The organism is Clostridium ljungdahlii (genome assembly GCF_001636845.1).
Taxonomy (GTDB): Bacteria; Bacillota; Clostridia; order Clostridiales; family Clostridiaceae; genus Clostridium_B; species Clostridium_B ljungdahlii_A.
Genome location: NZ_LITT01000011.1, coordinates 50,929 through 75,324, shown reverse-complemented (window position 1 = coordinate 75,324; position 24,396 = coordinate 50,929). Strand labels below are relative to the sequence as shown.

Annotated in this window: 20 protein-coding genes and 1 pseudogene; 2 read left to right on the top strand and 19 right to left on the bottom strand. The window is 29.5% G+C overall.

The window, feature by feature from the left end; translation table 11 throughout:
• Nucleotides 1–5: 5 nt before the first annotated feature.
• Both WY13_RS05650 and WY13_RS05645 read right to left on the bottom strand, forming a co-directional pair.
• Nucleotides 6–416 (bottom strand): arsenate reductase ArsC, encoded by a 411-nt coding sequence (locus tag WY13_RS05650; protein ID WP_063554730.1) that lies wholly within the window; start codon nt 414–416, stop codon nt 6–8.
• 37 nt (nt 417–453) lie between these two features.
• Nucleotides 454–780, bottom strand: coding sequence for an ArsR/SmtB family transcription factor (locus tag WY13_RS05645; RefSeq protein ID WP_063554729.1), 327 nt, complete (start codon nt 778–780; stop codon nt 454–456).
• A 354-nt stretch (nt 781–1,134) separates the two neighbouring features.
• On the opposite strand from WY13_RS05645, the gene WY13_RS05640 reads away from it, so the two are divergent.
• Nucleotides 1,135–1,593, top strand: a complete 459-nt coding sequence (locus tag WY13_RS05640; protein WP_063554728.1) for a C-GCAxxG-C-C family protein — start codon at nt 1,135–1,137, stop codon at nt 1,591–1,593.
• A 64-nt stretch (nt 1,594–1,657) separates the two neighbouring features.
• Here WY13_RS05640 and WY13_RS20405 read toward each other — a convergent pair whose 3' ends face one another.
• From WY13_RS20405 to WY13_RS05625, 4 genes and pseudogenes are all read right to left on the bottom strand, one after another.
• On the bottom strand, nt 1,658–1,831 hold the full coding sequence (locus WY13_RS20405; RefSeq protein WP_082848400.1) for a C-GCAxxG-C-C family protein: 174 nt from the start codon (nt 1,829–1,831) through the stop codon (nt 1,658–1,660).
• Nucleotides 1,832–2,371, bottom strand: a complete 540-nt coding sequence (locus WY13_RS05635; protein ID WP_242866342.1) for a pentapeptide repeat-containing protein — start codon at nt 2,369–2,371, stop codon at nt 1,832–1,834.
• A gap of 99 nt (nt 2,372–2,470) precedes the next feature.
• Nucleotides 2,471–2,767: pseudogene (gene larC, locus WY13_RS21320) on the bottom strand (nickel insertion protein); the annotation flags it as partial.
• Nucleotides 2,768–3,099: 332 nt separating this feature from the next.
• The gene (locus tag WY13_RS05625; protein ID WP_063554726.1) at nt 3,100–3,948 is read right to left on the bottom strand and encodes a polysaccharide deacetylase family protein; all 849 of its coding nucleotides are present in this window, start codon (nt 3,946–3,948) and stop codon (nt 3,100–3,102) included.
• A gap of 557 nt (nt 3,949–4,505) precedes the next feature.
• Between WY13_RS05625 and WY13_RS05620 the strand changes: the two genes are divergently transcribed.
• Complete coding sequence (locus WY13_RS05620) at nt 4,506–5,645, top strand: FtsW/RodA/SpoVE family cell cycle protein (protein ID WP_156498993.1); 1,140 nt, start codon at nt 4,506–4,508, stop codon at nt 5,643–5,645.
• Between the two features lie 264 nt (nt 5,646–5,909).
• Here WY13_RS05620 and WY13_RS05615 read toward each other — a convergent pair whose 3' ends face one another.
• From WY13_RS05615 to WY13_RS05555, 13 genes are all read right to left on the bottom strand, one after another.
• The gene (locus tag WY13_RS05615; RefSeq protein WP_082848399.1) at nt 5,910–7,028 is read right to left on the bottom strand and encodes a Ger(x)C family spore germination protein; all 1,119 of its coding nucleotides are present in this window, start codon (nt 7,026–7,028) and stop codon (nt 5,910–5,912) included.
• On the bottom strand, nt 7,022–8,101 hold the full coding sequence (locus WY13_RS05610; RefSeq protein WP_023163297.1) for a GerAB/ArcD/ProY family transporter: 1,080 nt from the start codon (nt 8,099–8,101) through the stop codon (nt 7,022–7,024). Before WY13_RS05610 ends, WY13_RS05615 begins: the two co-directional genes overlap by 7 nt.
• The gene (locus WY13_RS05605; RefSeq protein ID WP_063554724.1) at nt 8,102–9,559 is read right to left on the bottom strand and encodes a spore germination protein; all 1,458 of its coding nucleotides are present in this window, start codon (nt 9,557–9,559) and stop codon (nt 8,102–8,104) included.
• Between the two features lie 320 nt (nt 9,560–9,879).
• Nucleotides 9,880–11,817: a molybdopterin-dependent oxidoreductase gene (locus tag WY13_RS05600; RefSeq protein WP_063554723.1), complete on the bottom strand. Its 1,938-nt coding sequence runs from the start codon at nt 11,815–11,817 to the stop codon at nt 9,880–9,882.
• Nucleotides 11,818–11,921: 104 nt separating this feature from the next.
• On the bottom strand, nt 11,922–12,686 hold the full coding sequence (locus WY13_RS05595) for a MerR family transcriptional regulator (protein ID WP_063554722.1): 765 nt from the start codon (nt 12,684–12,686) through the stop codon (nt 11,922–11,924).
• An 89-nt stretch (nt 12,687–12,775) separates the two neighbouring features.
• Complete coding sequence (locus WY13_RS05590; RefSeq protein ID WP_063554721.1) at nt 12,776–13,942, bottom strand: ABC transporter permease; 1,167 nt, start codon at nt 13,940–13,942, stop codon at nt 12,776–12,778.
• A 13-nt stretch (nt 13,943–13,955) separates the two neighbouring features.
• The gene (locus tag WY13_RS05585) at nt 13,956–14,618 is read right to left on the bottom strand and encodes an ABC transporter ATP-binding protein (protein ID WP_063554720.1); all 663 of its coding nucleotides are present in this window, start codon (nt 14,616–14,618) and stop codon (nt 13,956–13,958) included.
• A gap of 47 nt (nt 14,619–14,665) precedes the next feature.
• Nucleotides 14,666–15,607, bottom strand: coding sequence for an efflux RND transporter periplasmic adaptor subunit (locus WY13_RS05580; protein WP_063554719.1), 942 nt, complete (start codon nt 15,605–15,607; stop codon nt 14,666–14,668).
• An 86-nt stretch (nt 15,608–15,693) separates the two neighbouring features.
• Nucleotides 15,694–16,911, bottom strand: a complete 1,218-nt coding sequence (locus WY13_RS05575; protein ID WP_063554718.1) for a sensor histidine kinase — start codon at nt 16,909–16,911, stop codon at nt 15,694–15,696.
• On the bottom strand, nt 16,896–17,591 hold the full coding sequence (locus WY13_RS05570) for a response regulator transcription factor (protein ID WP_063554717.1): 696 nt from the start codon (nt 17,589–17,591) through the stop codon (nt 16,896–16,898). Before WY13_RS05570 ends, WY13_RS05575 begins: the two co-directional genes overlap by 16 nt.
• A 377-nt stretch (nt 17,592–17,968) precedes the next feature.
• Nucleotides 17,969–20,710, bottom strand: coding sequence for a hypothetical protein (locus WY13_RS05565; protein WP_063554716.1), 2,742 nt, complete (start codon nt 20,708–20,710; stop codon nt 17,969–17,971).
• Nucleotides 20,711–20,747: 37 nt separating this feature from the next.
• Nucleotides 20,748–23,702, bottom strand: coding sequence for a hypothetical protein (locus tag WY13_RS05560; RefSeq protein ID WP_063554715.1), 2,955 nt, complete (start codon nt 23,700–23,702; stop codon nt 20,748–20,750).
• Between the two features lie 239 nt (nt 23,703–23,941).
• Entirely contained in the window at nt 23,942–24,385 is a 444-nt protein-coding gene (locus WY13_RS05555) for a MarR family winged helix-turn-helix transcriptional regulator (RefSeq protein ID WP_063554714.1), read from the bottom strand.
• Nucleotides 24,386–24,396 lie beyond the last annotated feature (11 nt).

The window sequence follows — 24,396 nt, the reverse complement described above, 5'->3', positions numbered from 1 at the left end:
ACTCCCTATAATTTAATTTCATTATTTTTAATTCTTCTAGCTAAATTCTTAATTTTTTCTTCAATGGTTTTTGCTGTCTTTATAAACTCTTCATTACTTTTACCTGTAGGGTCTTCAAGTCCCCAATCTTCTGTATGCTTTGCAGGAAGAAAAGGACAAACTACATTACAGCCCATTTTTACTACAACATCCATCTCAGGTAAATCCTTCAATAGCTTTGATTTTTGAGTTTTATTCATATTAACGCCATACAAATCTTTTATAACTCTAACTGCATCCTGATTTATATTATCTCTAAGTTCTGTACCAGCAGAATAGGATTCAAAGGTGTCACTTGCAAATAGTTTTCCCAAAGCTTCTGCCATTTGTGATCTGCAGGAATTGTGTACACATATAAATGCCACTTTTGGTTTCATAGTTTATCTCCCTTTTAATTAAATTAATATCTTATTATTATTTGCAGCAATTATGTTTACTTTTTCCTTTACAAATACAATCATCTGTATCAGTGATGATATTCATTAGAAATAACATTAATCTGTTTGCATTATTGTTATTCAAACGGTAATGACTCCATAAACCTTCTTTTCTAGATTCTACAAGTCCGCATTCCATCAAAACTTTCATATGGTGAGATAAAGTAGGCTGTGTAAACTCAAAATATTCTAGTATGTCACAAGCACATTCTTCACCGCAGGATAATATATCAAGAATTTTCAATCTGCTGGAATCTGATAAAGCTTTAAATATCTTTGCATTATCTTCATATTTTTTATCCATTGTATCACCTCATATATAGATAATCATCTATATATAATATAAACCACAATCTATATATAGTCAATAAATAAGTAATATTATCAATTAAAATTAATATCCATATATAAATGATTATCTATACACATATTTTATGTATTTAATTTTAAAGTGTTCGAATCAATTTTATTTATTGTAATATATAAAAATACTCTTATAACATTTACTTATACAAAAGTGCCCTTTTATTAATATAAATAATAATTATTGCAAGATAAATTTATTGAATTTAATATATGACTAGAGGAAATTATATCAAACTGCTTAAAATTATATTGCAGTTTTAACATTATAAAGATATTATAGGAGGAAATTACATTGAATAAAATCATTGACTTACATAAAATAAAAACTACGGCAGAAAATTATTACCGCAATGGGGATTTTTATTGCTCTGAATCAATAGTAAAAACAATTAAAGATGAATTTAACCTGCCGGTATCCGACGACATTATAAAAATGGCTTCTGGTTTTCCAGTAGGTATAGGTGGATCTGGATGTACATGCGGTGCAGTAACTGGCGGCATTATGGCAATAGGTTTATTCTTCGGCAGATGCGAACCCAAAGATGAAAGAGTTAATAAAGCTATGGCTTTGTCTAAAGAATTGCACGATATTTTTAAAGATAAACACAAGTGTTTATGCTGCAGAGTTTTAACAAAAGATATGACCCTTGGTTCTGAAGAACATATGAAACAATGCATTTACTTTACAGGAGAGGTTGCAGAAGAATCAGCAAAAATAATAGCCCGAGAGTTAAACCTAAAGGTGAAATAATTAACCTTATTTAGCATAAAACCTCCTATTACGGGAGGTTTTAACTTATAAATTATATAGTTTTTTACAGCATAGTTTCCAATATATTAATTGCATCTTCAATATACTTAGGACACTTTTCTTTAAATAACCCTTTTTCTCTTGCGACCATTCTATTTTCTTTATGAGCAAAATCAACTCCGATCAGCTCTCTACATATTATTGAACCATTAATTTCTTTAAATTTCTCACAAAACAGCTAATCTATTCCTATTAGTTTAGTATTGAAAAATTGCCCCTGCGTAATGTCAGTATCTTTAAGTTCCAATTTAGAAAATTTACTCTCGTAAAAATCAACATATGGAAGCTGACAGTTACTGAAGATTGCCTGTTTGAAATCTGTAAATCTAAAACATGTATATTGTCCACTACATTGATCAAACATAACATTTCTAAAAACCGCTTCCGTAAAATTACTTCCTGTGAGCTTACAGTTTATAAACTCTACTCTATGTATTGAGGATTCACTCAAATTAACATTAGATAAGTCACAGTTTTCAAATCTTACATCTAAAAATTCTGCCTGTTCAAATGATATATTTATAAACTTTACATTTCTGAATATTACCTCATTAAAGGATACTCTTCTTGCCTTAAAATTTTCCACCAAGCATTCATTTAGCAATACAGATGAAATCGAATCATAATCAGATATTCCTTCCTCTAATAAATTAAATTCAGGTAGATTGTCTTGAATCTTTGGCTTTAGTACTTTAGTAAAATTCCTATTTTGAACCATTTTGTTTTTATATCTCTCCCTTATAACTTATTTCTGAAATAGCGTACCTATTTTTCCGAAATGTGTGGTAAGAGCAGCTACGCCCCTGAATTCGCTCAACTAGGAATCCGCTGGGATTGTCTCTCCATCTGATTCAAGTTTCACTCCATAAACTGCTTTATATATCTTATCTATAGATATATTTTTTTCTTTTGCTATAGTCTTGCATTCTTCATATTCTAGTTTATATTCCACTAGCTTCCCTTTATAATAAGATTTCTTTATTGTAATATCTCCATACCCTGTTTTTACTTTTGAAAACTCTCTATTTAGCATTATTTTTTCAGCCTTATATTTTCTGATACCTATTGAAGTTGTTTCTTCAAAAATAACATCTAAAACATACTTTTCAAGTTTCTATGATGATGTTGCTCATGGTTATGTTCATGTGAGGCTTGCTGTGAGATATGTATCTTATCCTTCAATTTATCTTTTAATATAACGTCTACCCTAATTCCTGTTATTCCAAGTTTCATAGACTTTTCAATTTTTATTCTCGCTATTTTTTTATTCCTACAAAAATATCATACTACATTCATATGGACAAAGCTATCTAATACTCTATCCGTTACATTTATCTTTACACATATTTCTCTCCTAGAAGATTTCAATTTAACAATATTCTCATTATGTATATCCTGTTTAAATATATATGAGAAGTGATCATTATAAGATATTTGAAATAATTTCTATTTTAAAGTATCAAAGTTATATCCTTTTAATCTTAAATATTGAATTATTTGAGGTAGAGCTTGTACTGTTGTTGTCTTCGCGCCAGCATCATGCATTAAAATTACTACAGTATCTCCATTCGTATATTTTTTCAAGTTACTCAACAAAGTTGCCACAGGTAAATCATATCCATCTGCGTCACCAATTTCATCATTCCAATTAATAAATCTATACCCAGCTTTAGTAGCTGCATTTCTAAATGGTGCTAATTTAGATCCAAAAGAACCACCAGGAAATCTAACAAGTTTTAAACTATAGCTTTGACCTAGTATAGATTTTAATACTTCATCACATTTATTTACGTCATTAATAAAGTCTTCTGGTTTTTCTTTATAACTTAACTGATGGCTATACGTATGATTTCCAATTACTTCTCCATCAGAGAATTCCTCTTTTACAAGATTATTATACCTTTCAGCATTTTTGCCTATTAAAAAGAAAGTTGCCTTTATATTATTTTGGTTTAGTATATTCAATATTTTTTCAGTGTTAACAGATGGGCCATCATCAAAAGTTAAATAAGCTACTTTTCCCCCATCTGTCCTCTTAGCTTTCCATGGCATATACTCCCCCGCTGGTTCATTTGTTGTAAATTTTACTTTCATTCCATCTTGATGCTTTTTTTTAAAATTTTTCTGTTCCGCTATTTTATTAGAAGTAGTTAATACTGTGTGTTTCTTAGATTCAATCTTAGCTTTCATAAAAAATACCCAACCCAAAGTACATAGTAAAACCACTCCTATTACTACAATGTTTCTTTTTTTAGTAATTTTATTCCTTTTTATTTTGTTCTCGTATTCATTCATTAGCTCCATCTCCCTAACAATATTCAATGTCATAATTAAAATTTAAAAATAATGCTGTAATTTCCGTATTTAATTTCCATATATCATATAGTATAATAAGTACTCATAATTTGCTATATATTAAGATAAAGTGTAATCATTTTGTAACTTATCCTAATTATTCACTATATATAGCCTAAAAAATCTGGAATTATTCATGATATACTAATACCTGCCAGCTTAGTAAATTCATGAAGCGAAAGTTCCCCACATTTTATTAAGTATTCAAAAATTTTCATTAATTAAAATGTAATAGTTATAACACTTTATCTTAACAATTAAATGATAGAATAATGTTGTTTATGTTACAAATTCATCCAAAATTCTATTTTGAGTTTAATTTAATATTGATGAATCTTATGGGAGTTAAGGAGAATTAAAATGTGGAAGTTTTTGTATCTTTTTTATTGCTGGTCTAAATTTGTTAGCGTCTCGTTATTGATGCGTTGGCTTTAAAAAAGGAATTTCTTAAAAACTTAGATAACTAAACAAGGCGGTGACTATAATTGAAACCCAATTTGCAAGACAGAAGAGATGAAAAGAAACTTTTAAAGTATACATATTGTTTTTGTTTTATATGCTTCATAAACCTATCAGTACTTAAACAGCCTTTTGACAAGATGTCCATAATAATGGCTGCAGTTATATGCTTACTTATAGGGTACACTTACTTTATTATTACAAAGTTTTTTTCTGATGGAGACAAGTATATATTTATTTTTTCTAGTATACTGTCAATTATAGGAATGGTCATACTTTACAGGATAAATATATTGTATTCAATCAAACAGATAATCTGGTTTGCACTAGGTGTAACAGAATTTATTTTAATGGTAGTTCTTTTGCCAGACTTAGAAAGTTTCAGCAAATATAAGTATTGTTATTGTATTATTACTATAATATTTATGGCAATGGGAACTTTTTTTGGCAAAGAGATAAATGGATCTAAAAGTTGGATTATAATACGAGGGTACAGCTTTCAACCTTCAGAGTTCGGAAAATTGTTTTTAGTACTATACCTAGCTTCTGAATTAAAGGATTATGAAAATTTTAAAGACTTGATAAGACCTGCTGTTGTTGTAGCAATATGCCTTGCATTTACATTAATTCAAAAATCTCTTGGATTTAGTTTAATCATATTCTGTATATCTGTTACTATGCTGTTTATAACCACTTCAAATTTAAGGTATATGTTAATTTCTTTTATATTATTTGCCATTGGATGTATAATAAGTTATAAATTATTTGCACATGTAAGAGTTCGAGTATTAATTTGGGAAAATCCCTGGTCTTATGCTAATAATATAGGCTATCAGATTGTTCAATCCATGATTTCTATTGCATCAGGAGGATTTACAGGTGTAGGACTTAACCTTGGACATCCAGAATATGTACCAATTAATTATACAGACTTTATTTTTGCAGTAATTTGTGAAGAACTTGGTATGCTAATGGGATTTGCAGTAATACTAATAAACTTCTTGTTATTTTATCGGTGTATGAGAGCTGCAGTATATGAAAAAAGCATCTTTCTAAGGCTTTTAGTAGTTGGCTATAGTACAATGATAGCATCCCAAGTATTAGTTATAGTAGGTGGCGTTATAAATGGGGCTGTCGCACTAAAAAAATTAGTGCGACAGCCCCTTTCATATCAGTAATTACAGATTATGCGAATCTTTATATTAATTATAAAGCATATTTCCACACATTACATTATAATATCATATGTAATAATTCTGCTATAGAGATGGCCTGTCAAGCTTGTATATAAATGAATTATATGTAGGCATTGGATATGTAAAAGCTGACAAAATAGATACAGTGCATTATCTTAACTATTATATATACTTTGAAGAAGCTAGAACATAATTTATAAAAAAGATTGGTATAAGTTATTCAAAAATAGTAATTTTAGATATAGGCTAATTTATAACACCATGATCTGAAATATTTAATTTTACATTAACATTAAACTTAACACTGGGATACATGTTTTTCCAGTTAACATTCTCAAAGTAAGAATTATATTTGGCACGAATAATGTCACCTATTCCCAAAGGATCACTATCAACTTTTTGTGTATAGGTTAAAACTTGCTCACAACTTTTTTTTATCTCCGCTTCTAATGTTTTTTCAATATTTTTCTGCACTTCCACATCTGGAATGGCATTCCAATGCATTTCATTCAGCGAACCATCAAAGTTTAAAGTAATATCTGCTATTGGTATATTGTTATCCAAATAAACATTAACTTTTCTTTTAACTTTTCTAATACCAATGGCACATCCCCTTTTTCCATTATTATATCCTGGATTTTGAAAATATTTACTCACATATAAAGTCTTTTTTGCTTTTCCCATCATTGATAACAATAGTAAAGTTTGATTTGTATCTATTTTGCCAACCATTTTATCTTCAGAAAAAAGTGCTGACCCAGTTACTTCAATGCCCTTTCCCTTATCATACTGCAATTTTACTATGGGAGTAATTGGATCTATGCCTGGTGAAAAAAATGTTGTAGTGAATCTATGTATTTGAGTATCAGGCACATAAGATTCCTCTATATTATCCTCAATTAATTGATGTATATAAAATGCTGGACGGGGCTTATCTCCAAAACTTTGGGCTTTTTCCATTAAATTTTTAGGACTTCCCTCCACAACTACAACGTATGCTATTATAGAGGTAGTTGGATCTCTTTCAAAAATTTCCAATAAATTATTTATGCCCTTGGCAGCTATGGAATCTGATATTAAAACTTGCTGTACTTTTCCCGCTTCCAACATCTTAGACGAAATTTTTCTTGCATCTTCTCTAAATTGTCTTAATAAATTCTCCTGACTACCATATATAACTTCAACCTGCTCTTTTGACTTTGGCTCTACAACTGGATCTGTATAAGTAATCAGGAGGTTATTATTAGAGGGCTCTATCCCAACCTGTAATATAAAACCTGTTCTCTCATAAATTGTTTGATCCCAACAGCCTTCTAAAAATATGGTAAATATCAAAATTATAGGAATTAGTCTTTTTTTCAACATTGCTCCCTCCCTTTTAAACATGAAATAAAAAAGGAAATTATTATAAATACTATATTCACTATTCCCCATATAGCCATATAATTGATACAGCTACAAACCATCTGTACATTCCTGAGTTTTGTTCCAACTATGAACATAATTATAAAAATTACTACAATTAATAGTTTTTCTTTTTTTATTCTAAATATTTTTGAAACACAATAGTAAGATGTAAAAAAATAATTTCTTACAGAAGATGCCATCATAGGGAACCAAAGCAATATAAAAACCATATCAAATCTTTCTATAACCGGTACTTTTACTGCCTCTTCAATATTATAGATTGGGAATACAAGCATTTTTAACTTCATTTCACCAAATATAAGTACTGAAACTACAACAATAATTAGATAAAATAGTGTAGTATATACGACACCTTGTATAATATGCATTGTTATATGTTCTTTGTTAACTACATTTGGATAAAAAACTGAAGCCAGCTCAAATCCTAAAAAGGAATAAATTGTATAAGGAAGACTTTTTATTATTAAGTTAAAATCTGACTTAGCAATAGGCATTATATAAGTAATTCTAATATCTTTAACAATTATTGCAAATGTAAAAATTATTACTATATGAGATAAATACAGTAGTGTAGTAAATCTACATATTACCTTTAATCCTTTAGCAGTAAGATAGATTGTAGGTAAAGCAATCAAAAATGATATAACAACTTTTGGAGTTTTCCTTAAGATTAAAACACTTACTATTCCAGTAAATAGCCTTATATTGAGAGCTGCAAAAGCAAATATATAACAAATAAATATAAAATTTAGAACTATCCCCAATTTTTTGCCATATAATTTTATATTTATCTCCAAAATCGAATTATTTTTATATCTTTTTAAAAATGCTAATTCAAAGAGTACAGATAACAACACTAAAACTCCTGTTAAAATAACAGCTATCCAACCATCATGACCAACTTTTTTTGCAAGAACAGAGGGCAATGTCATAATGCCTAAACCAATTTGAGATGATAAAGCAAATGTTTTTAATTGTTTAGAAGTGATCTGATGCCTTTTATCCTCCAACTATTTACCACCCCTTTTCTTTTTGAGTGGCCTTGATATATGCGGTATTATCTTCATAAAATCTAGAGGTGCTCTAATTATAGTGTCCTTAATATTCTTTTTTTTGAAAGGAACTATAGGCATTAAATAGGGCTGACCCAGAGATTCCAATGATAATAGGTGTGCTATTACTAAAACTGTAGATATTAATACTCCTATGATTCCAAAAAAAGATGCTAAAATTAAAAACATAAATCTTATCAATCTTAATGCTGACCCAAAATCATAAACTGGACTTACATAAGATGCTATAGAAGTAACTGCAACTATTATAATAAATAAGCTGCTGACTATTCCGGCATTAACAGCTGCCTGCCCAATTATAATACCACCTGTTACAGCTATGGTAGTAGAAATATAGGTAGGCAGCCTGATAGATGCTTCTCTAATTATTTCTATTGTAAATTCCATTATAAGCGCTTCAACAATAGGTGGAAAAGCTACTTGAGTTCTGGATATTGCCAAAGGTTCAAGCAAATTTATAGGTACTAAATAATATTGAAAGGACGTTATAGATATGTAAATGGAGGGTAAAATTACAGCAATAATCATTGAAAGCAGCCTTATCAATCTAAAAAAAGATCCAATCATCCACTTAGTACTATAATCATCTAATGCTTGAAAAAAGCTCCAAAAAGAAACTGGAACTATTAAAGCAAAGGGAGTGCCATCCATCAATATTGCAAATCTCCCTTCCAATAATGCAGATATTACCTTATCTGGTCTCTCTGTAGGTAAATATTGTGGAAATGGCGAATTTGGTGAATCTGTAATATATTGTTCAATATACCCAATAGCCAATAGTCCATCCGTATCAATTTTGCTAATCTTAGTAAGCAATGTGTTTAGTAGTTCCGGATTTGCAATACCTTGAATATATCCGACAGTTACTCTCTGCTTTGTTCTACTTCCTACCTGAACAGTTTTAAACTTCAAATCATTGTCCTTGATTTCCCTTCTTATTAAGGTAATATTTGTGTCAAGATTTTCAATAAAACCCACATGTGGACCTCGCACATTCTTCTCACTCTCAGGTTCACTTATACTTCTCTTTTCAACTTTCTTTAAATCACATATGATTGCATAGTTTAACTTATCCATCAAAAAAACTGTCTTTCCGTTTAGCACTGATGTAACAAGAATATTAATATCATAACCTAGAGAAGTATTAAACAAAGGCAAATAATCCAAAATTTCTTTATCAGATACATTATCAATATCTATAGACAAAAGAGGCTTTATAAAATCTCTTTGAATCAAATCAAAATTTATGAATCCCTTGATATAAAAAAAGCATCCTTTTATTCCACCTTTTAGAATTAACTTTTTACTTAATATATCTGGACAATCCTTGAACTTTTCACCTAGCTCATTTATATTGATATCTATATCTTTGGATAAAACATTATTCAAATTCATCTTTTAAGTACCTCTTAGTAAATATAATAAATTCTACAAGCTTATATCTATTATTTTTTATCAGTGCTATAATAAATATTTTTCAAAATAGAATTAGATTTCTCACTTAACCTCCTATATTATTTTAGTATAACTATTTTAATTCAAAATATGTAAAATAAACTTGCTTAAGTCTACTACTTCACATACTCATTGCTTCAGCAATTATAGTAAAGATGAAACTTAAAACAAGTTTAACAGGATTCATATTTCATTACTTCATCAGGATATTTTCATATATCTGTATTATTAGAAATCTTAATATTAATGTTTTCTTCTCTCTATTTTTTAATTTCTACAAAAGTATCATAATAAGCTGCCTGCTTACCCATATCAGCAATTTGATTTTCCGTTAGAAAATTTGGATTTGAACTTTTTTCCCACCAGCCTACATTCATATGGACAAGGTTATCTGGTACTTTATCTGTTATATTTATCTTTACGCGTATTTCTCCCCTTGGAGATCCTAATTTAACAATATCACCATTATGTATATCCTGTTTCTTTGCTGTATTTCTACTTATATTAGCTGCGGCCATGGTATCTACATCTTTAAAGCTTTGAGACATAAGTGATTTTTTAGGATGGGTAGTCAAAAGTCTCAATCTATCACTTTTTTTGTCGTTAACATACACTGGTATAGGGCTCAATCCATCTTTCTCAGCATCTTCGGAATATATCTCTATTTTTTTTGATGGTGTTTTAAATTTTAGATCACTCCAGGCAATAGAATTTTCCTGTATGGTTACATATCCATTTTTTATCTTTTCAAGAGTTATTCCCTTCTTTTCTAAAGGTTTTATTACTTGGGTTAAGTATTCCCTTTTAGATACATAAGGGTACTCTCTCATCCCCATATTTTTTGCAAGTTCCATAAAAAAGTAGTATTCATCCATCAATTCATACCTTGGTTCCACACACTTTTCATTATATATTATGTAGGGATTACTCATAGAAGAATATAACAGGTCTTCGCTTTCCAGGGTATTAGTACATGGAATAATCAAATCACAGTGTTTAGCTGTATCAGTCATAAACATATCTATGCATACCTTGAATTCTATATTTTCAAAAGCTTTTACAAAATTATTCAAATCAGGCCATTGGTTTAGTGGATTAGCCTTACTTACAAATATAGCCTTAATATCTTTGGAACATTTAAGTAATTTATCAAAATTCCAGTTTCTATCCTTTAATGCATATTTATAACTGCCATAGGGGTCCAAATTTAATACTTTAGGATACACCTTGTTGGAATAATTTACTCCACCGCCTTTTTTCCCTACACTTCCCGTTATAGCAGCAAGGGCATCTATACTCCTTACAGAATTCCCCCCATTTTTATACCTTTGAAGTCCATATCCCATACATATAGTGCTGTACTTTTCTTCAGCATAAATATTAGAAATTTCTTTTATAGTATCTATGTTAACACCACATTCTCTAGATAAATACTCCATACTAAGAGTATCTAAATAAGCTTTATATTCCTTAAATCCTACTACATTTTTCTCTATAAATTGTGCATCCTGTAGATTTTCTTCTATTATTACCTTTGTCATAGCCATAGCCATAGCAGCATCTGATGCTGGATTTATCTTTATATGAATATCACAAAAACTTGTACTGTCAGTAGAAATAGGATCTATAACTATTATTTTTGCCCCATTTTGACTTGCCCTTTTCAAAAATGGCAGCAGCTGAATGTGAGAATTTGCCGGATTTTTGCTCCACAGTATTATATTTTTTGCATTCAATATGTCTTCTATAGAGTTTGATTTATTATCTCCAAAATCATATTTTTGTGCCTTATTACCTGCGCTCCAGCATATTTCATTTTCTATTTTAGTTATGCCGCCATAAAAATTAAAAAATATATCTTCTATGCCTTTTAATACAGTTCCTGTTCCAGATGAATCATAATTGATTACAGAACTTGAAGAATATTTTTCTTTGTAATATCTTAATTTATCGGAAATTATATTTATGGCTTCTTCAAAAGTTATATTTACCCATTTACCATTTTGTTTTTTCATAGGTAAATACAATCTATCCCTAGCATTTAACCTCTTCAAATGATTTTTTGCTTTTTCACATACTATACCCTTTGTATAAGGATGGTTTTTATCTCCCTCTATTTTAACTACTTTATTATCTTCCACATATACATTTAATTTACAGCACCCAAAGCAGTCCAAGGGACATCCATGACTTTTCATAATCTATACGCCTCACTTAAAACATCTAATTTCATATATTTTACACCAATTATTTTAAAATTTTCTCCATTATATCTTTTTAATTCATTAAGTACAAGCCTAGATTATTTTTTCATCCCAGTATAAACTAAAACTGCATCTCTTAAAAATTCTGCTGTTCCCGGCTGGTTTTTATCATAATACGCTTTAAATCTTTCATCCTCTACATACATTTTAGCAAGACCTGCGTGAGCTTCTTTATTGTAATTTCCCCAATAAATACTTATCCACTTTGCATGGAGAGAAGCAGTCCTCTGAGCCAGTTCACCTGCAGGATCACCCGTTTTATAGGCTTTACTCAGTGTTTCAAGTATTTCATTTTCAAGTCCAGTTACCTCTTCATATTCCTCAGATGTCATATTTTTAAGATTGCTATTTGCTTTATCTACAATTTCATCTCCGTATTTTTTTCTAATTTCTTCTCCATATTTTCTTTCATTGTCATCAATAAGTTTTTTCTTGAATCCCTCAAATTTTTCTCTATCACTCATTACAATTCTCCCTTCCATGGATTTAATTGTATTTTCAACATTAGAAATCAATAAATCCAGTTCAATTCTTTTTTCAAGAAGCTTTTTGCGATGTTCTCTCAGTGCTTTAACCCTGTCAAAATCAGGAGAGGTTATGATCTCTCTGATATTTTCAAGCTTTATGCCAAATTCTCTATAAAATAGTATTAACTGAAGTCGATCTACTTCATTTTGGCCATAAATGCGATATCCTGATGAATTGATTTTTGCCGGCTTTAAAATTCCAATTTCATCATAATATCTAAGGGTCCGTGCACTGACACCTGCCATGTGAGCTAATTTCTGCACTGTATATTCCACTGCTATCACCTCCTGACAATTTAACTATAAACTTATACGCTGCGTCAATGTCAATAAAAAAATCTCTGTAAAATACAGAGACCTTTTTATTATTCAAATCTAAGTGCATCAATTGGCTTGAGTTTTGAGGCCTTATATGCCGGGAATATACCAAATACAACTCCAACTATAAGGGAGAAAGAAAATGCTACTGCAATTATAGGCAGAGAGAAGGTAACTGACATTCCAAAAGTTGATACAAGCCACCCTATTCCAAGTCCAAATAATACTCCTATTACTCCTCCAAGAGAACTTAGTACAAGCGCCTCAATAAGAAATTGAATCAGTATGTCCTTTCTAGAGCCACCCAGTGCCTTTCTTATACCTATCTCCTTTGTACGCTCCGATACAGATACAAGCATAACATTCATTACTCCTATGCCCCCTACAATTAAAGATATGGCAGCTATTCCACCAAGCAGATAAGTCAAAGTATTTGTTATCGAACTCATTGTGTCAAGCAACTGTTTTTGACTCATAACTGTATGATTTTTATCCGTTGACTTGAAGAAATTCGTAAGATAATTATCAACTTCATTTGTTACATAATCAACATTATTGTCATTAGAAGATTTTATATAAATGGTACTTACATTTCTATTTCCTGCAAGAGATATAGCAGTAGTTATTGGTATAATCACCATATCATCTGTATTACTTCCCATAGAATTTCCCTGAGATTTCAACTCACCTACTACCGTATAGGTACTTCCCTTTATAGTTATATTCTTTCCGACAGGATCTGTAAACCCGTACAGCTGTTGTGCTATATCTGATCCTAAAACAGCTACTTTGCTTCTATAATCCACGTCAAGATCAGCTATAAATCTTCCTTCTGCAACATTCATGTTTCTTATCTGATAAAAGTTGCTGGTAGTTCCAGTTACTGCAGTATTTTGTGAATTTTCTCCTACTTTAACTGAAGTACTTGAAGATATAATAGGAGCCATTTCATCTACACCATTAATTTTCTTTATATTGTCCATATCACCAAGAGTCAACTGCTTGGTTCCACTGCTGAATGTATTAGCTACAATAAGATTGGTTCCAAGTGATTCAACTTGAGAAGTTATATTCTTTGTAGATCCACTTCCCATACCAACAAGTACTATTACAGATGATATTCCTATAATTATACCTATCATAGTAAGGATAGATCTCAATTTATTGCTTCTTATATTTTTTATAGCCAGCTTTACCGTTTGAAAAAAGTTCATCTAATCTCTCCTCCTATGCATACAATTTACCATCTCTTATGGATAGAATTCTCTCAGCTTGTTTCGCTACATTAGAATCATGAGTTATAAGTATTATAGTTTGTCCCTTTTTATGGAGTTCTTTGATAAATCCCATAAGCTCAGCACTTGTTTTACTATCCAGTGCCCCTGTTGGTTCATCAGCCAAAATAATCTTTGGACTGCCCACTAAAGCTCTTGCAATAGCTACTCTCTGCTGCTGCCCTCCAGATAACTGATTTGGCTTATGATGTTCTCTGCCTTTAAGCCCCACCTTCTCTAGATATTCTAATGCCAACTTTCTACATTCCTTTTGGTTTATTCCTCTATATAAAAGAGGTACCTCTACATTTTCTACTGCATTTAACTTAGGCAGTAAATTAAAATTTTGAAATATAAAACCTATCTGCCTATTTCTAATTAGGCTTAACTCATTTTCGCTTGCATTTTCTACATTTACATTATCAAATATATAGTTTCCAGAATCAGGTATATCTAAGCATCCTAGTATATTCATAAGAGTTGATTTTCCTGATCCTGAAGGTCCTATAATAGATATAAATTCATTTTCATCTATACTTAAATTTATATCATCTAATGCCTTTACTACTGTATCTCCCATGGTATAGTATTTACATACATTTTTAATGTCTATCATAAGGTTCTCCTTTCTTTAATTCTCACAGCTCTGCTGTTACTACAAACTTAGTTACTGCTTCTATTGCTGCTTCCTTGAGAACCAGATTGTTTATTTCCTCCGCCAGAGTTTCTCATCATCTGGAAGCTTCCCATTCCTCTCGTTGAAGAGTTTGTACTAGAACTTTTAACTTGTGGGAGTTGAACCTCTTCTCCTGCTATCAATCCATTAGTTACTTCAACTGACTTCCCATCACTTATACCAAGTTCTACTTTCTTCATAGATGTTTTATTACCATCATACACAAGTACATATTTTCCACCATTAATGTCTCTAACTGCTTCTACCGGTATTACAAGTACATTATTTTTAGAATCTGTAGTTATCGATACTTCTGTAGACATACCAACTTTAATATTTTGAACCTCATCAAAATATACAGATACATCAAAATTTGACACTCCATTTGAGTACTGTCCCTGCTGACTTATACTTGTAACTGTTCCTGTAAATTTCGTATCAGGAAAGGCATTTAATTTTATGTCAGCCTTTTGTCCTACCTTTAACTTCGTTACATCCGTTTCATCTACAGATATAGTTGTAAGAAGGTTTGTATTATTAAACATAGTTACAAGTGGAGTACCTTGATTTACATTATCTCCTGGATTAACATTTACAGCGCTTATAACTCCACTCATATCTGCCACTATAGGCGCACTTCCATTAGTAAATGTCACAAGTTCATCTCCTGTACTGACTATTTGATTATTATTTACAAGTACAGATGCAACCGTGTCTTTACCTGCTGCTTTGAATACTTCACTTTGAGATGCTTGAACACTTCCCGAACCGGATACAGACTGTGTAATGTCCTTTACAGTTACCTTTCCCCTGGCAAACTGAGAATTCACATTTTGAGCTGACTTCTTAGCTGATACATTTTTATATACCAAGAAGCCTCCAACTGCAACTACCGCCACTAGTACTATGCCAACAACCATTTTTTTCATATTTATCTATTCCTTTCAATAAATTTAATGTATCTTTTATGAAAATGATTATGACACCTCAACCTTAATTTTTGCTTAACTCAAAATTATTTTTTTAAAACTACTTCTACAACCGTTCCTCTAGGTATGTTTTCAAAAATGTTTATAGTTCCTCCATGTTTTTGTACTATCCATTTAGCTATAGAAAGTCCAAGACCTGCACCACCTGTTTCCCTATTTCTACTCTTATCACCTCTATAAAACCTTTCAAATACCAATTCCTTTTCTTCACTTTTTATACCAATACCATCATCTTTTACATAAATAATGCACTTATTATCTTTTTTAGTAAGGACAACCTGTATATTTCCTCCTTTATAAGTATATTTAATAGCATTATCCAAAAGAATTATCATGAGCTGCTTAATTCTTTCCTCATCACAGTTTACAATTAAGTTTTTCTCTAAATCAGTTTTTACCTGTTTATCCTCCATATCTGCAACTTCAGCATATATATCAGTTATTTCTTTAATTAGCAAATACATATTTACATCTTTTTTATCTATTTCTACTACATCAGAATCAGAACGGGTAAGAGTGAGCAAGTCAGCTACCAATTTTGATAACCTTCTTGTTTCCGATAAGGCTATTCCTAAATTTTCACTTTTAGTTATTATCTTATCCTCCGAATTTCTAATAACCAATTCCAACTGTGCCTGTATTATGGTAAGCGGCGTCCTGAGTTCATGGGAAGCATCCCCCACAAACCTCTTTTGTTTTTCCCATGCCTTAACTATTGGAACCATACTCCTTTTGGCCAGTAAATTTCCAGCTAGCGTACAAACTAAAAGTACAATAATACTTCCCCATATTATTATTTTTAACAAATTATTTAAGAATTCTATTTCTGAATTTGTATTTCTAAGCAGCTGAACCATTACCGTTTCATTTTTTAGTTGAGCTGAAAAGGCTATGCTCCTGAAATGAAATCGTTTAAAATTTATGCTATATAATTGATCCACCTTGGATGGTTTGATATATTCCTGATTTGCCCTATAAAATATATTTATATGAGTATCTAAAATAACTTTTCCACTCTTGTCACGTACAATAGCTATCACCCTTGGATCTAATGTAGATAAATAAGAACTATTTTGCAGCATATTTTTTTGAATCATATCTCTTGAAATCAGCAAATTTTTGTCTATTGAGAAATATATATTAGATTTAGCATATAGATAAATAACAACATTAAATATTAAAAAAAGTATAAAAAAGACCCCTACATTTAAAAATGTAAGCTTTAATTTTAGCTTTTTAAACATTTAGCCTTTTCACCGGATTTAAACATGTATCCAATTCCCCTTACAGTTTTTATTTCTCCATCACAACCGTGTTCAATTAGTATTTTCCTCAACTTATGCATATATACCTCTACAATATTTATGGCAGTATCTGATTCAAAGCCCCATACTCTATCAAATATCTGCTCTTTGGTTAGTATAGTTCCCTTGTTATTTATTAGGTACTCCATGAGATCAAATAGTTTAGCCTGTAAATTTACCTTTTTATCATTTATTGATAGTTCTCTAATTTTAGTATTGATTTCTAAATTTCCACATTTTAGTATATTCTCATTTACCAGTGCTCCGCTTCTTCTAAGTAATGCCTCAATTCTCACTTTTAACTCTTCTATATGAAATGGCTTTGAAATATAATCGTCAGCGCCTATTTTAAAACCATTAATTTTATCCTCTAAAGAATCCTTTGCAGTAAGCAATAGTATTGGCGTACTTACTCCATTTTTCCTCAGACTTTTAAGTATTTCATCTCCATTTAAACTTGGGAGCATTATATCTAAAACTATAAGGTCATATATATTTTGCTCTGCCATATAGAGTCCTTCTTCTCCATCTAAGGCAGTGTCTATACTGTAATAATCTTTAAGGCTATTTTTTATACTTTGAGAAATAAGTTTATCATCTTCTACTACAAGTATTTTCATTATTTTTCCCTTTCAAATAGAATGTTCTTTTAATTAAATATTCCCAAATAGGTGAAATATTATTTAGAAAGTATATCAAGAAAAGAATAAACTTATCCTCCGAATGTTTTTACAACCTTCAGCACGTTAAATATTTTGATAAGTCTAAGCAGAAAATTTTGAAAAAAACTAAGAACTTTTAAAAACTCGTACCTCAAACAATTCAAAAGTTCTAAGTTTTTCAAAAATTTTTCACTAAGACTTATATGCAAAATATTTAAATGTGCTTCATTATTATAAAAGCATTTCTACGGATAAGTTTATTCTTAAGCTAGATTTATTTACCTTAATTAAAATACTAAAAATATAGGATTTCAAGAATTGAAGATCTAAGTGAATTATTCCGTCATAAAGCTTTGTTGTAAACCCATTTGTCTAATTCTGTCAAGCCAATCATATATCATTGCTTGGTTATATATAGGTTGTCCTTTCTCATCTTTAGCTTTTTCTAGTGCAATTGCAAGTAGCGCATATTCGTTTTCTAAATAAGTTCCAAAAACACCTTGGTCATCAGTGTTAATGGATACAAACATTTGCGGGCAACTTTTTATTTTTTCCGGATCACACGTAAGTCCTAAATTATAAAAATTAATAATTGGATGCTTATCATACCTCTTAAAGCTACCTATAAGATAATTTGATGATGGATTAGTTTCAATACCTATGCCTTTTTGAGCCACTACCTCCTGCATTCTCCTTTGAATTTTTTCAGCTGCACGTACATAAGCTTTTGGAACTTTAAAGTTATACTGTTCAGCACCAGTTTTTTTAACTTGGAAATTATAGTGATAGTTATAATATAAGTAAGCACAGTTCCTATTGTTTCTTATTGAATCTAATATAGAATTATTTATCTTACATCTATCCCAATAGCAAATTTCTATTTCACCTTTATCATATTTCTTATCAAAATACAATGAAGGATCATCCCCTCTTAATTTCCATGCATCATAATAAGTCATATGATTATAAATAGCAGATTGAAGTTTTTCATCTTCTGAATGAAAATTATTTTGATATATTTCCTGAAACATTTCATTAAACTGATTTTCAAGTTCGTATACTAAATTGTCAGTATCCTTTATATTATATTCCCTTATCTTCGCTAACATCCAAACTATATTGTCTAAATAATCCTGTTTAGAAAGCACAAGATTATTGCATTTCGAATTATACCAATCTCCAACATCAACCCCCAATGCCATTGCATGTCCTATTCTATCCCCATAACTTAATCCTAGAAATAAAATAGATTCATCTATTGCTCTAAGACCATCAATTAAATCCAAAAAATCTTCTCCTGCATGATAAGTTGACATGATCCTTGGAATTTTATATTCATCAAGTAAATACTCATGTTCAGTGCTATTACTATGATTTTTAAGGAATCTAAAAGCTTGTGCAAAAACTTCTGGTCTGCACCCAATTTCATCAGAACATGCATCTATACCAAATATTCTCTTAACAACTGGATTTATTCTTTCTCTTAGTCCTGCAATCATAATTGCTTGATTTTTAACATTTTTTCTAAGCTTATAGTCTCTTGGTTTCATTGAAACAGCTATCTTTTCATCAATATTTTCTATTGAATTATACTTAACATCATCTTTTCTTTTAGGGAAATGAAGTACATAAAAATATTTTTTTTCACTTTCATCTCTAAAAAGCATTTGTTTTAAATTTATTTGTTTTTGCTTATCATCTACAATCTTTATATTTCCTTCTTCTTTTTCAATAATTTTATCTAGCCACTTTATTGTATCTCCCATGTCTTTATCCGTATTAGATGGACAAATTCTAGCCTCTAAGTTCCTTATGTTTTGATCTTTCATAGAAGATATAATGGACATATAAATTACAGCATTATATAAAAGCGGTTCTTCATTTAAAAACTTAGTTTTTCTATCCTGGTAATCACCAAAATTTTTGAATCCAACTCTATTATTTATTTGCATTAATTCTCCTCTAAATTTTGATTTTATAACAAGGTAAGCATAAAACAAATCAGCATATGCAAGATACTTTTTATCTCTTTCATAAATCTTTTTGAACATCAAATACATAAATTTTCTTTCGCCATATAACAATACATTACTATTTTTATTTATTGAACTTAAATTTTTAGGTATGCAATAATCAGCCGCAATTTTCTGTCCATAAGTACCACATTCAAATTTATATCCAAATTCATGTTTTAATACACTTATATCCTGCTGAATTTTATGCAGATCCAAATCAATATTATAATTCTTTAAAAAACCTTTTAATCTTTTATCTTGGCTGTTTTCATTTTTCATTTCATTTATACTTTTTTTATTTTCATCAAAAAAATTCACACCATTTAAAACACTAAACAAAAATCCTCTTATTACAGCTGCCTTTTTCACTAAATCAATAATATTGCAGCTTTTATCATCTGAAGAATAATTCAAATCAGGATCTAATCTTTTGCTACCAATTCCAGAAGCCTTAAAATCCTTATTTCTATATACGACTTTATTCATAAGACTTATCCATGTTAAATTAAAATACGGAGCTGATCCCTTAAGATGAAAGTGATTTTCTGCCATACCCTTTTCCATCATTTTATGAAGTCTTATATTATCACTTTTTATTACAGGCTCCCAGGAGAAAAAACTTCTCTCCCTAGAAGACACCACATCCCTATATGCAAAATAAGCTGTAGTAAATAAGTCTTGATCTAACCTGTGTGAAATCATTCTCCATCTTAAAAGCTGTTTGTACTTACAAAACGGCTCTCTATCTTTTTCTATTAAGACATCATCTGTAAACTGAATTAACAAATTAAATACCGATGAAAATTTATTTTTTTCACTAATACCTCTACTTACTTCTCTCATATCTTTCATTAAAATATCTAGTTCATTATATATATTTAAAATTTCATCTTCAGAATAGTGCTTGAAATACTCTGTAGCCAAATTAATAAAAGTATTTCTATCTACTCTGTTATGCAAATTCTTTCTTTTTCTTTCTTCCCACTGAAATGTACTGTCTAAAATCTTTTGTGGGGATTGTTTCCTAAAAAAGATGTCTAGGCATCCTCTAATTATATCCATTAGGATTCACTCTCCTTAAATTCCAACTATCACATAATTATTCATTTTCTAGCCTATCCTTTTCACGTTTAAGCAAATCTATTAATTCATCTATATAATTAGAATTAACCCTTTTCTCATCTTCACTACTCCTATTATTATTTACCCCATCAATCCAATCTTTTATTTTTTGTATAAATTCATTTCTAAAATTCGATTGTAAAACCACTTTTCCTTTTTTTATCTCAATGCCTTTATTATATATTGCCCTTGCGTTATATTTAATAGCAGGCACTTGAACTTTGTTCCCATAATTAGAAAAATATTTAATTCTGTCATCCAATATATATATATTTTGCTCATCATTTTGAAAAGTGTCACTTTGTTGCTCTATATAATCTAATATTTGTCTAATATGTGCACTAAAAACAGGTTTCTTTTTATCTGCATCTACCTCTAAAATTTTATTAACAATAATGTTATCAATAAAATCTCCCTTAAAATCATCATTTTCCTTTAAATTTAATATTTTATTAACATCATAATAATTGCTGTTAATAACATTATATATAACTTTAAAAAACGTCTCAAAAAAATATGCTAAACTACTTACTGCCTTATAACTTTTATCAAATTCATAATATGTATCCTCAACAATTTTCTCTGTTAATTCAACACTATATATAGGCAATACTATTTTAGTGCTCTGTTCATTAATTTCTTTTGACATCGAAATATTATACATAGTATTGTACATATTTTTAATATCATTACTTTTTACTATATCATCCCCATCAGTATTCATATAACCACCTATTGCTTTTTCAATAGTACCTTCTGGATCTAGAACTTTCGTTATAAAGGCTGTGGCATTAATTATTCCATGCTTTCGCCCAACACCTCCATCCATATTCAATTGACTATTTAATTCATAATAAGGTATGACATTTCTCCTATATTTACTATCTTCTTTTCCTAAAATAATAAAATAATTTATTAATTCAAAGTCTCTAAATAATTCTTCATCAACGTCTCCATAATAATCCCCATCATTTATTACTCTATCCATAAACTCTTTCATTCTATCGCTAGCTTCATTAACTCTCAAACTTCTATAATCACTTATTGGATAAAACATGTAATAATTTGGAAATTTATCTAATAACATTGTATTAATAATATTTCCACCCATTAAAATTTTAGCACTATTAAAACTCATTCTTACTTTAAGTATTTTATAAAACAATATAGAATACAAAGTTTTTATTGCAAATATAAATTTTTTATACTCTTCATCATTTAAATATTCATCATACGTATTAAGAACTGCAATCACATCTCCAAAACTTATATTTAATGAATTATTAGATAAGTTAATTATATTTTTTATTGTTTCCGCTATATCACCTTTACGTATAAGTTTTCTAGGCCTAGTATAATCCGATATTTTATAAATATAATTCTCTCTATCTAAATCACTATATGAATATTTTTTCATAAGAAATTTAATATAAATTTCATCTGTAACTGCATTCACTATAAACTTATTCTTTTTATTAATTGAAACATTATAAAATTCATTAATAATCTTTATATATTTTCTCGACAAATTTCTTCTTACCCAATTTTTTAAAAAATAAGTTTCAAATTTTTCAAGATTATGCAACCTAATTTGTTTATTCTGCTCATCATCATCTGGAATTAATTCAATATCATCCATCTTATTAAGCATAATCAAATAATTTTGCAACTCTCTCAAATTATCTGGGACCAAATAATGAACATTATAATCATTTTTTATAAATATTAAGCCTGTCTTTTCATATGTAATTTTCAAAACAGTATCTTCTATTGATAAATCATTCTCAACTTTAACTTCTTTTTTAGCAGTAGATTCTTTATTCATACAACATACATTAGGAGAACCTTCATAATCGCATCTACATGTTTGAGATTGTTCCCCTTTATTTATATCATCTTCATCTTCAAACACTAATTCTATATCTTCTTCCATTCCATCCTTATGAACTCTTATATCAGGTAAATAAAGTTTTCTGCCATTCGGTATTAGTTTTTCTATGTATCTTTCCGCCATTTCTTTAGGATCATCAGACAAGTTGTCCCCCTTAAGCATGACCGCATAATTTTCTCTATACATCTGCTCTATAGAATCCTTTAGTTGTCCCATCTTTATTGCCATAAGCACAATTACATTAGGAACCATTAAATATTTTCTTATTTGCTCTGCCATTTCTGCCGAATGTTTAATATTCATATCTAAATCATCTATTGGAATAACAAGAAATCTATTATCATTCTTTTCTTTACCAGCAAACATTTCGAGAAATTCATTAACTAATTCAATAAAGCTTTTCCTCATGTTAGACCCAGAGGCTAAACTAATTAATGTTTCTATTATATCCTCACTATATGGTGATTCTTTTAACATATCTTTTCTATCTGCATTAATTGTTTTTAAATCCATATACACTTTTTGAAATTTCTTTAATAATCTTTTTTTATCATCATATTCTAAAGTATTACTTTGGTTTTCCATTTGTTCTTTAAACTTTGAAAACATCTTTGCTATTATAATTTCAAATATAGACTCTTTATCCTCTAAAAGTGCTGGGTCAATTATATCTAAATTCACAAAAGATACATCTTTAAGTTTTTTAAACTTTTCAAGTCCTGATTTATCTAAGTTAATATCTTTATCATTTATATGCTTTAAGGCTTCCGCAAATGAAACCATTGCTGAACTCTTTCCAGTTCCTCTCTCTCCAACAAAAGCTATAATATTGTTTGCTTCTTCTTTATCTTTTTTAAACTTTTCATCAACATTATAGTATTTCTTAGTATTGTCAATTATCTCTCCTGCATTTACTGCTGCACTATCATATATATCCTTAAAAAATGAATCATTGAATTCTTGTACACCTTCAACTTTTATTTTAAATTCTGATCCTTCTTTTATAACTAGTTTTGTCTTTTTAGAATTATCATAGCCCATTTAGATTATCCTCCACTTTATTATCATTTTTACTTACAAATTAGGTATTTATTTCTTTTATTTTAACATAATAATACTAATTATTGTATTTTATTAATTTAAAAGTTATATTTTTCAATTATAAAATTACCATATATTTTACTAAATTTTTATTTACGAACACAAAAATACCGTACTATTAAATAATACGGTACCACTATATACTAGTTTATTTTTCAATTACTATATAAATCCTGCAATTATTTAGAAAGACTTTTGGTTAATAAATCAGATAACAAGCAGAAACTTTCCACCATAGTCCTTCTTTGCTCTTGAGACATATTACTCAGAGCTTCTACCTCCGATGCTTTAAGCTGATCTAATATTCCTTTTGCATATTTGTCTCCTTTTTCTGTAAAGCTTACTACTTTATTTCTGTGATCTTCAGAATCTACTTTTCTAGAAATATATCCTTTTTTCTCAAGGTGGGATAATATTAAAGAAACCGTCTGTTTTGGCAGGCATAATTTATCGCAAATTTCATTTTGACTGCAGGAAGGGGAAACTTCTATTACATACAAAATAAACAAAACCGTATCCTGAATACCATGTTTTTTTGACCAGATACGATAAATTTCATTAATTTTAAACCAGGATTCATAATAATCACTTAATAGCTCAGTAACTTCATTTTCTTCATTCATATTTCATACAC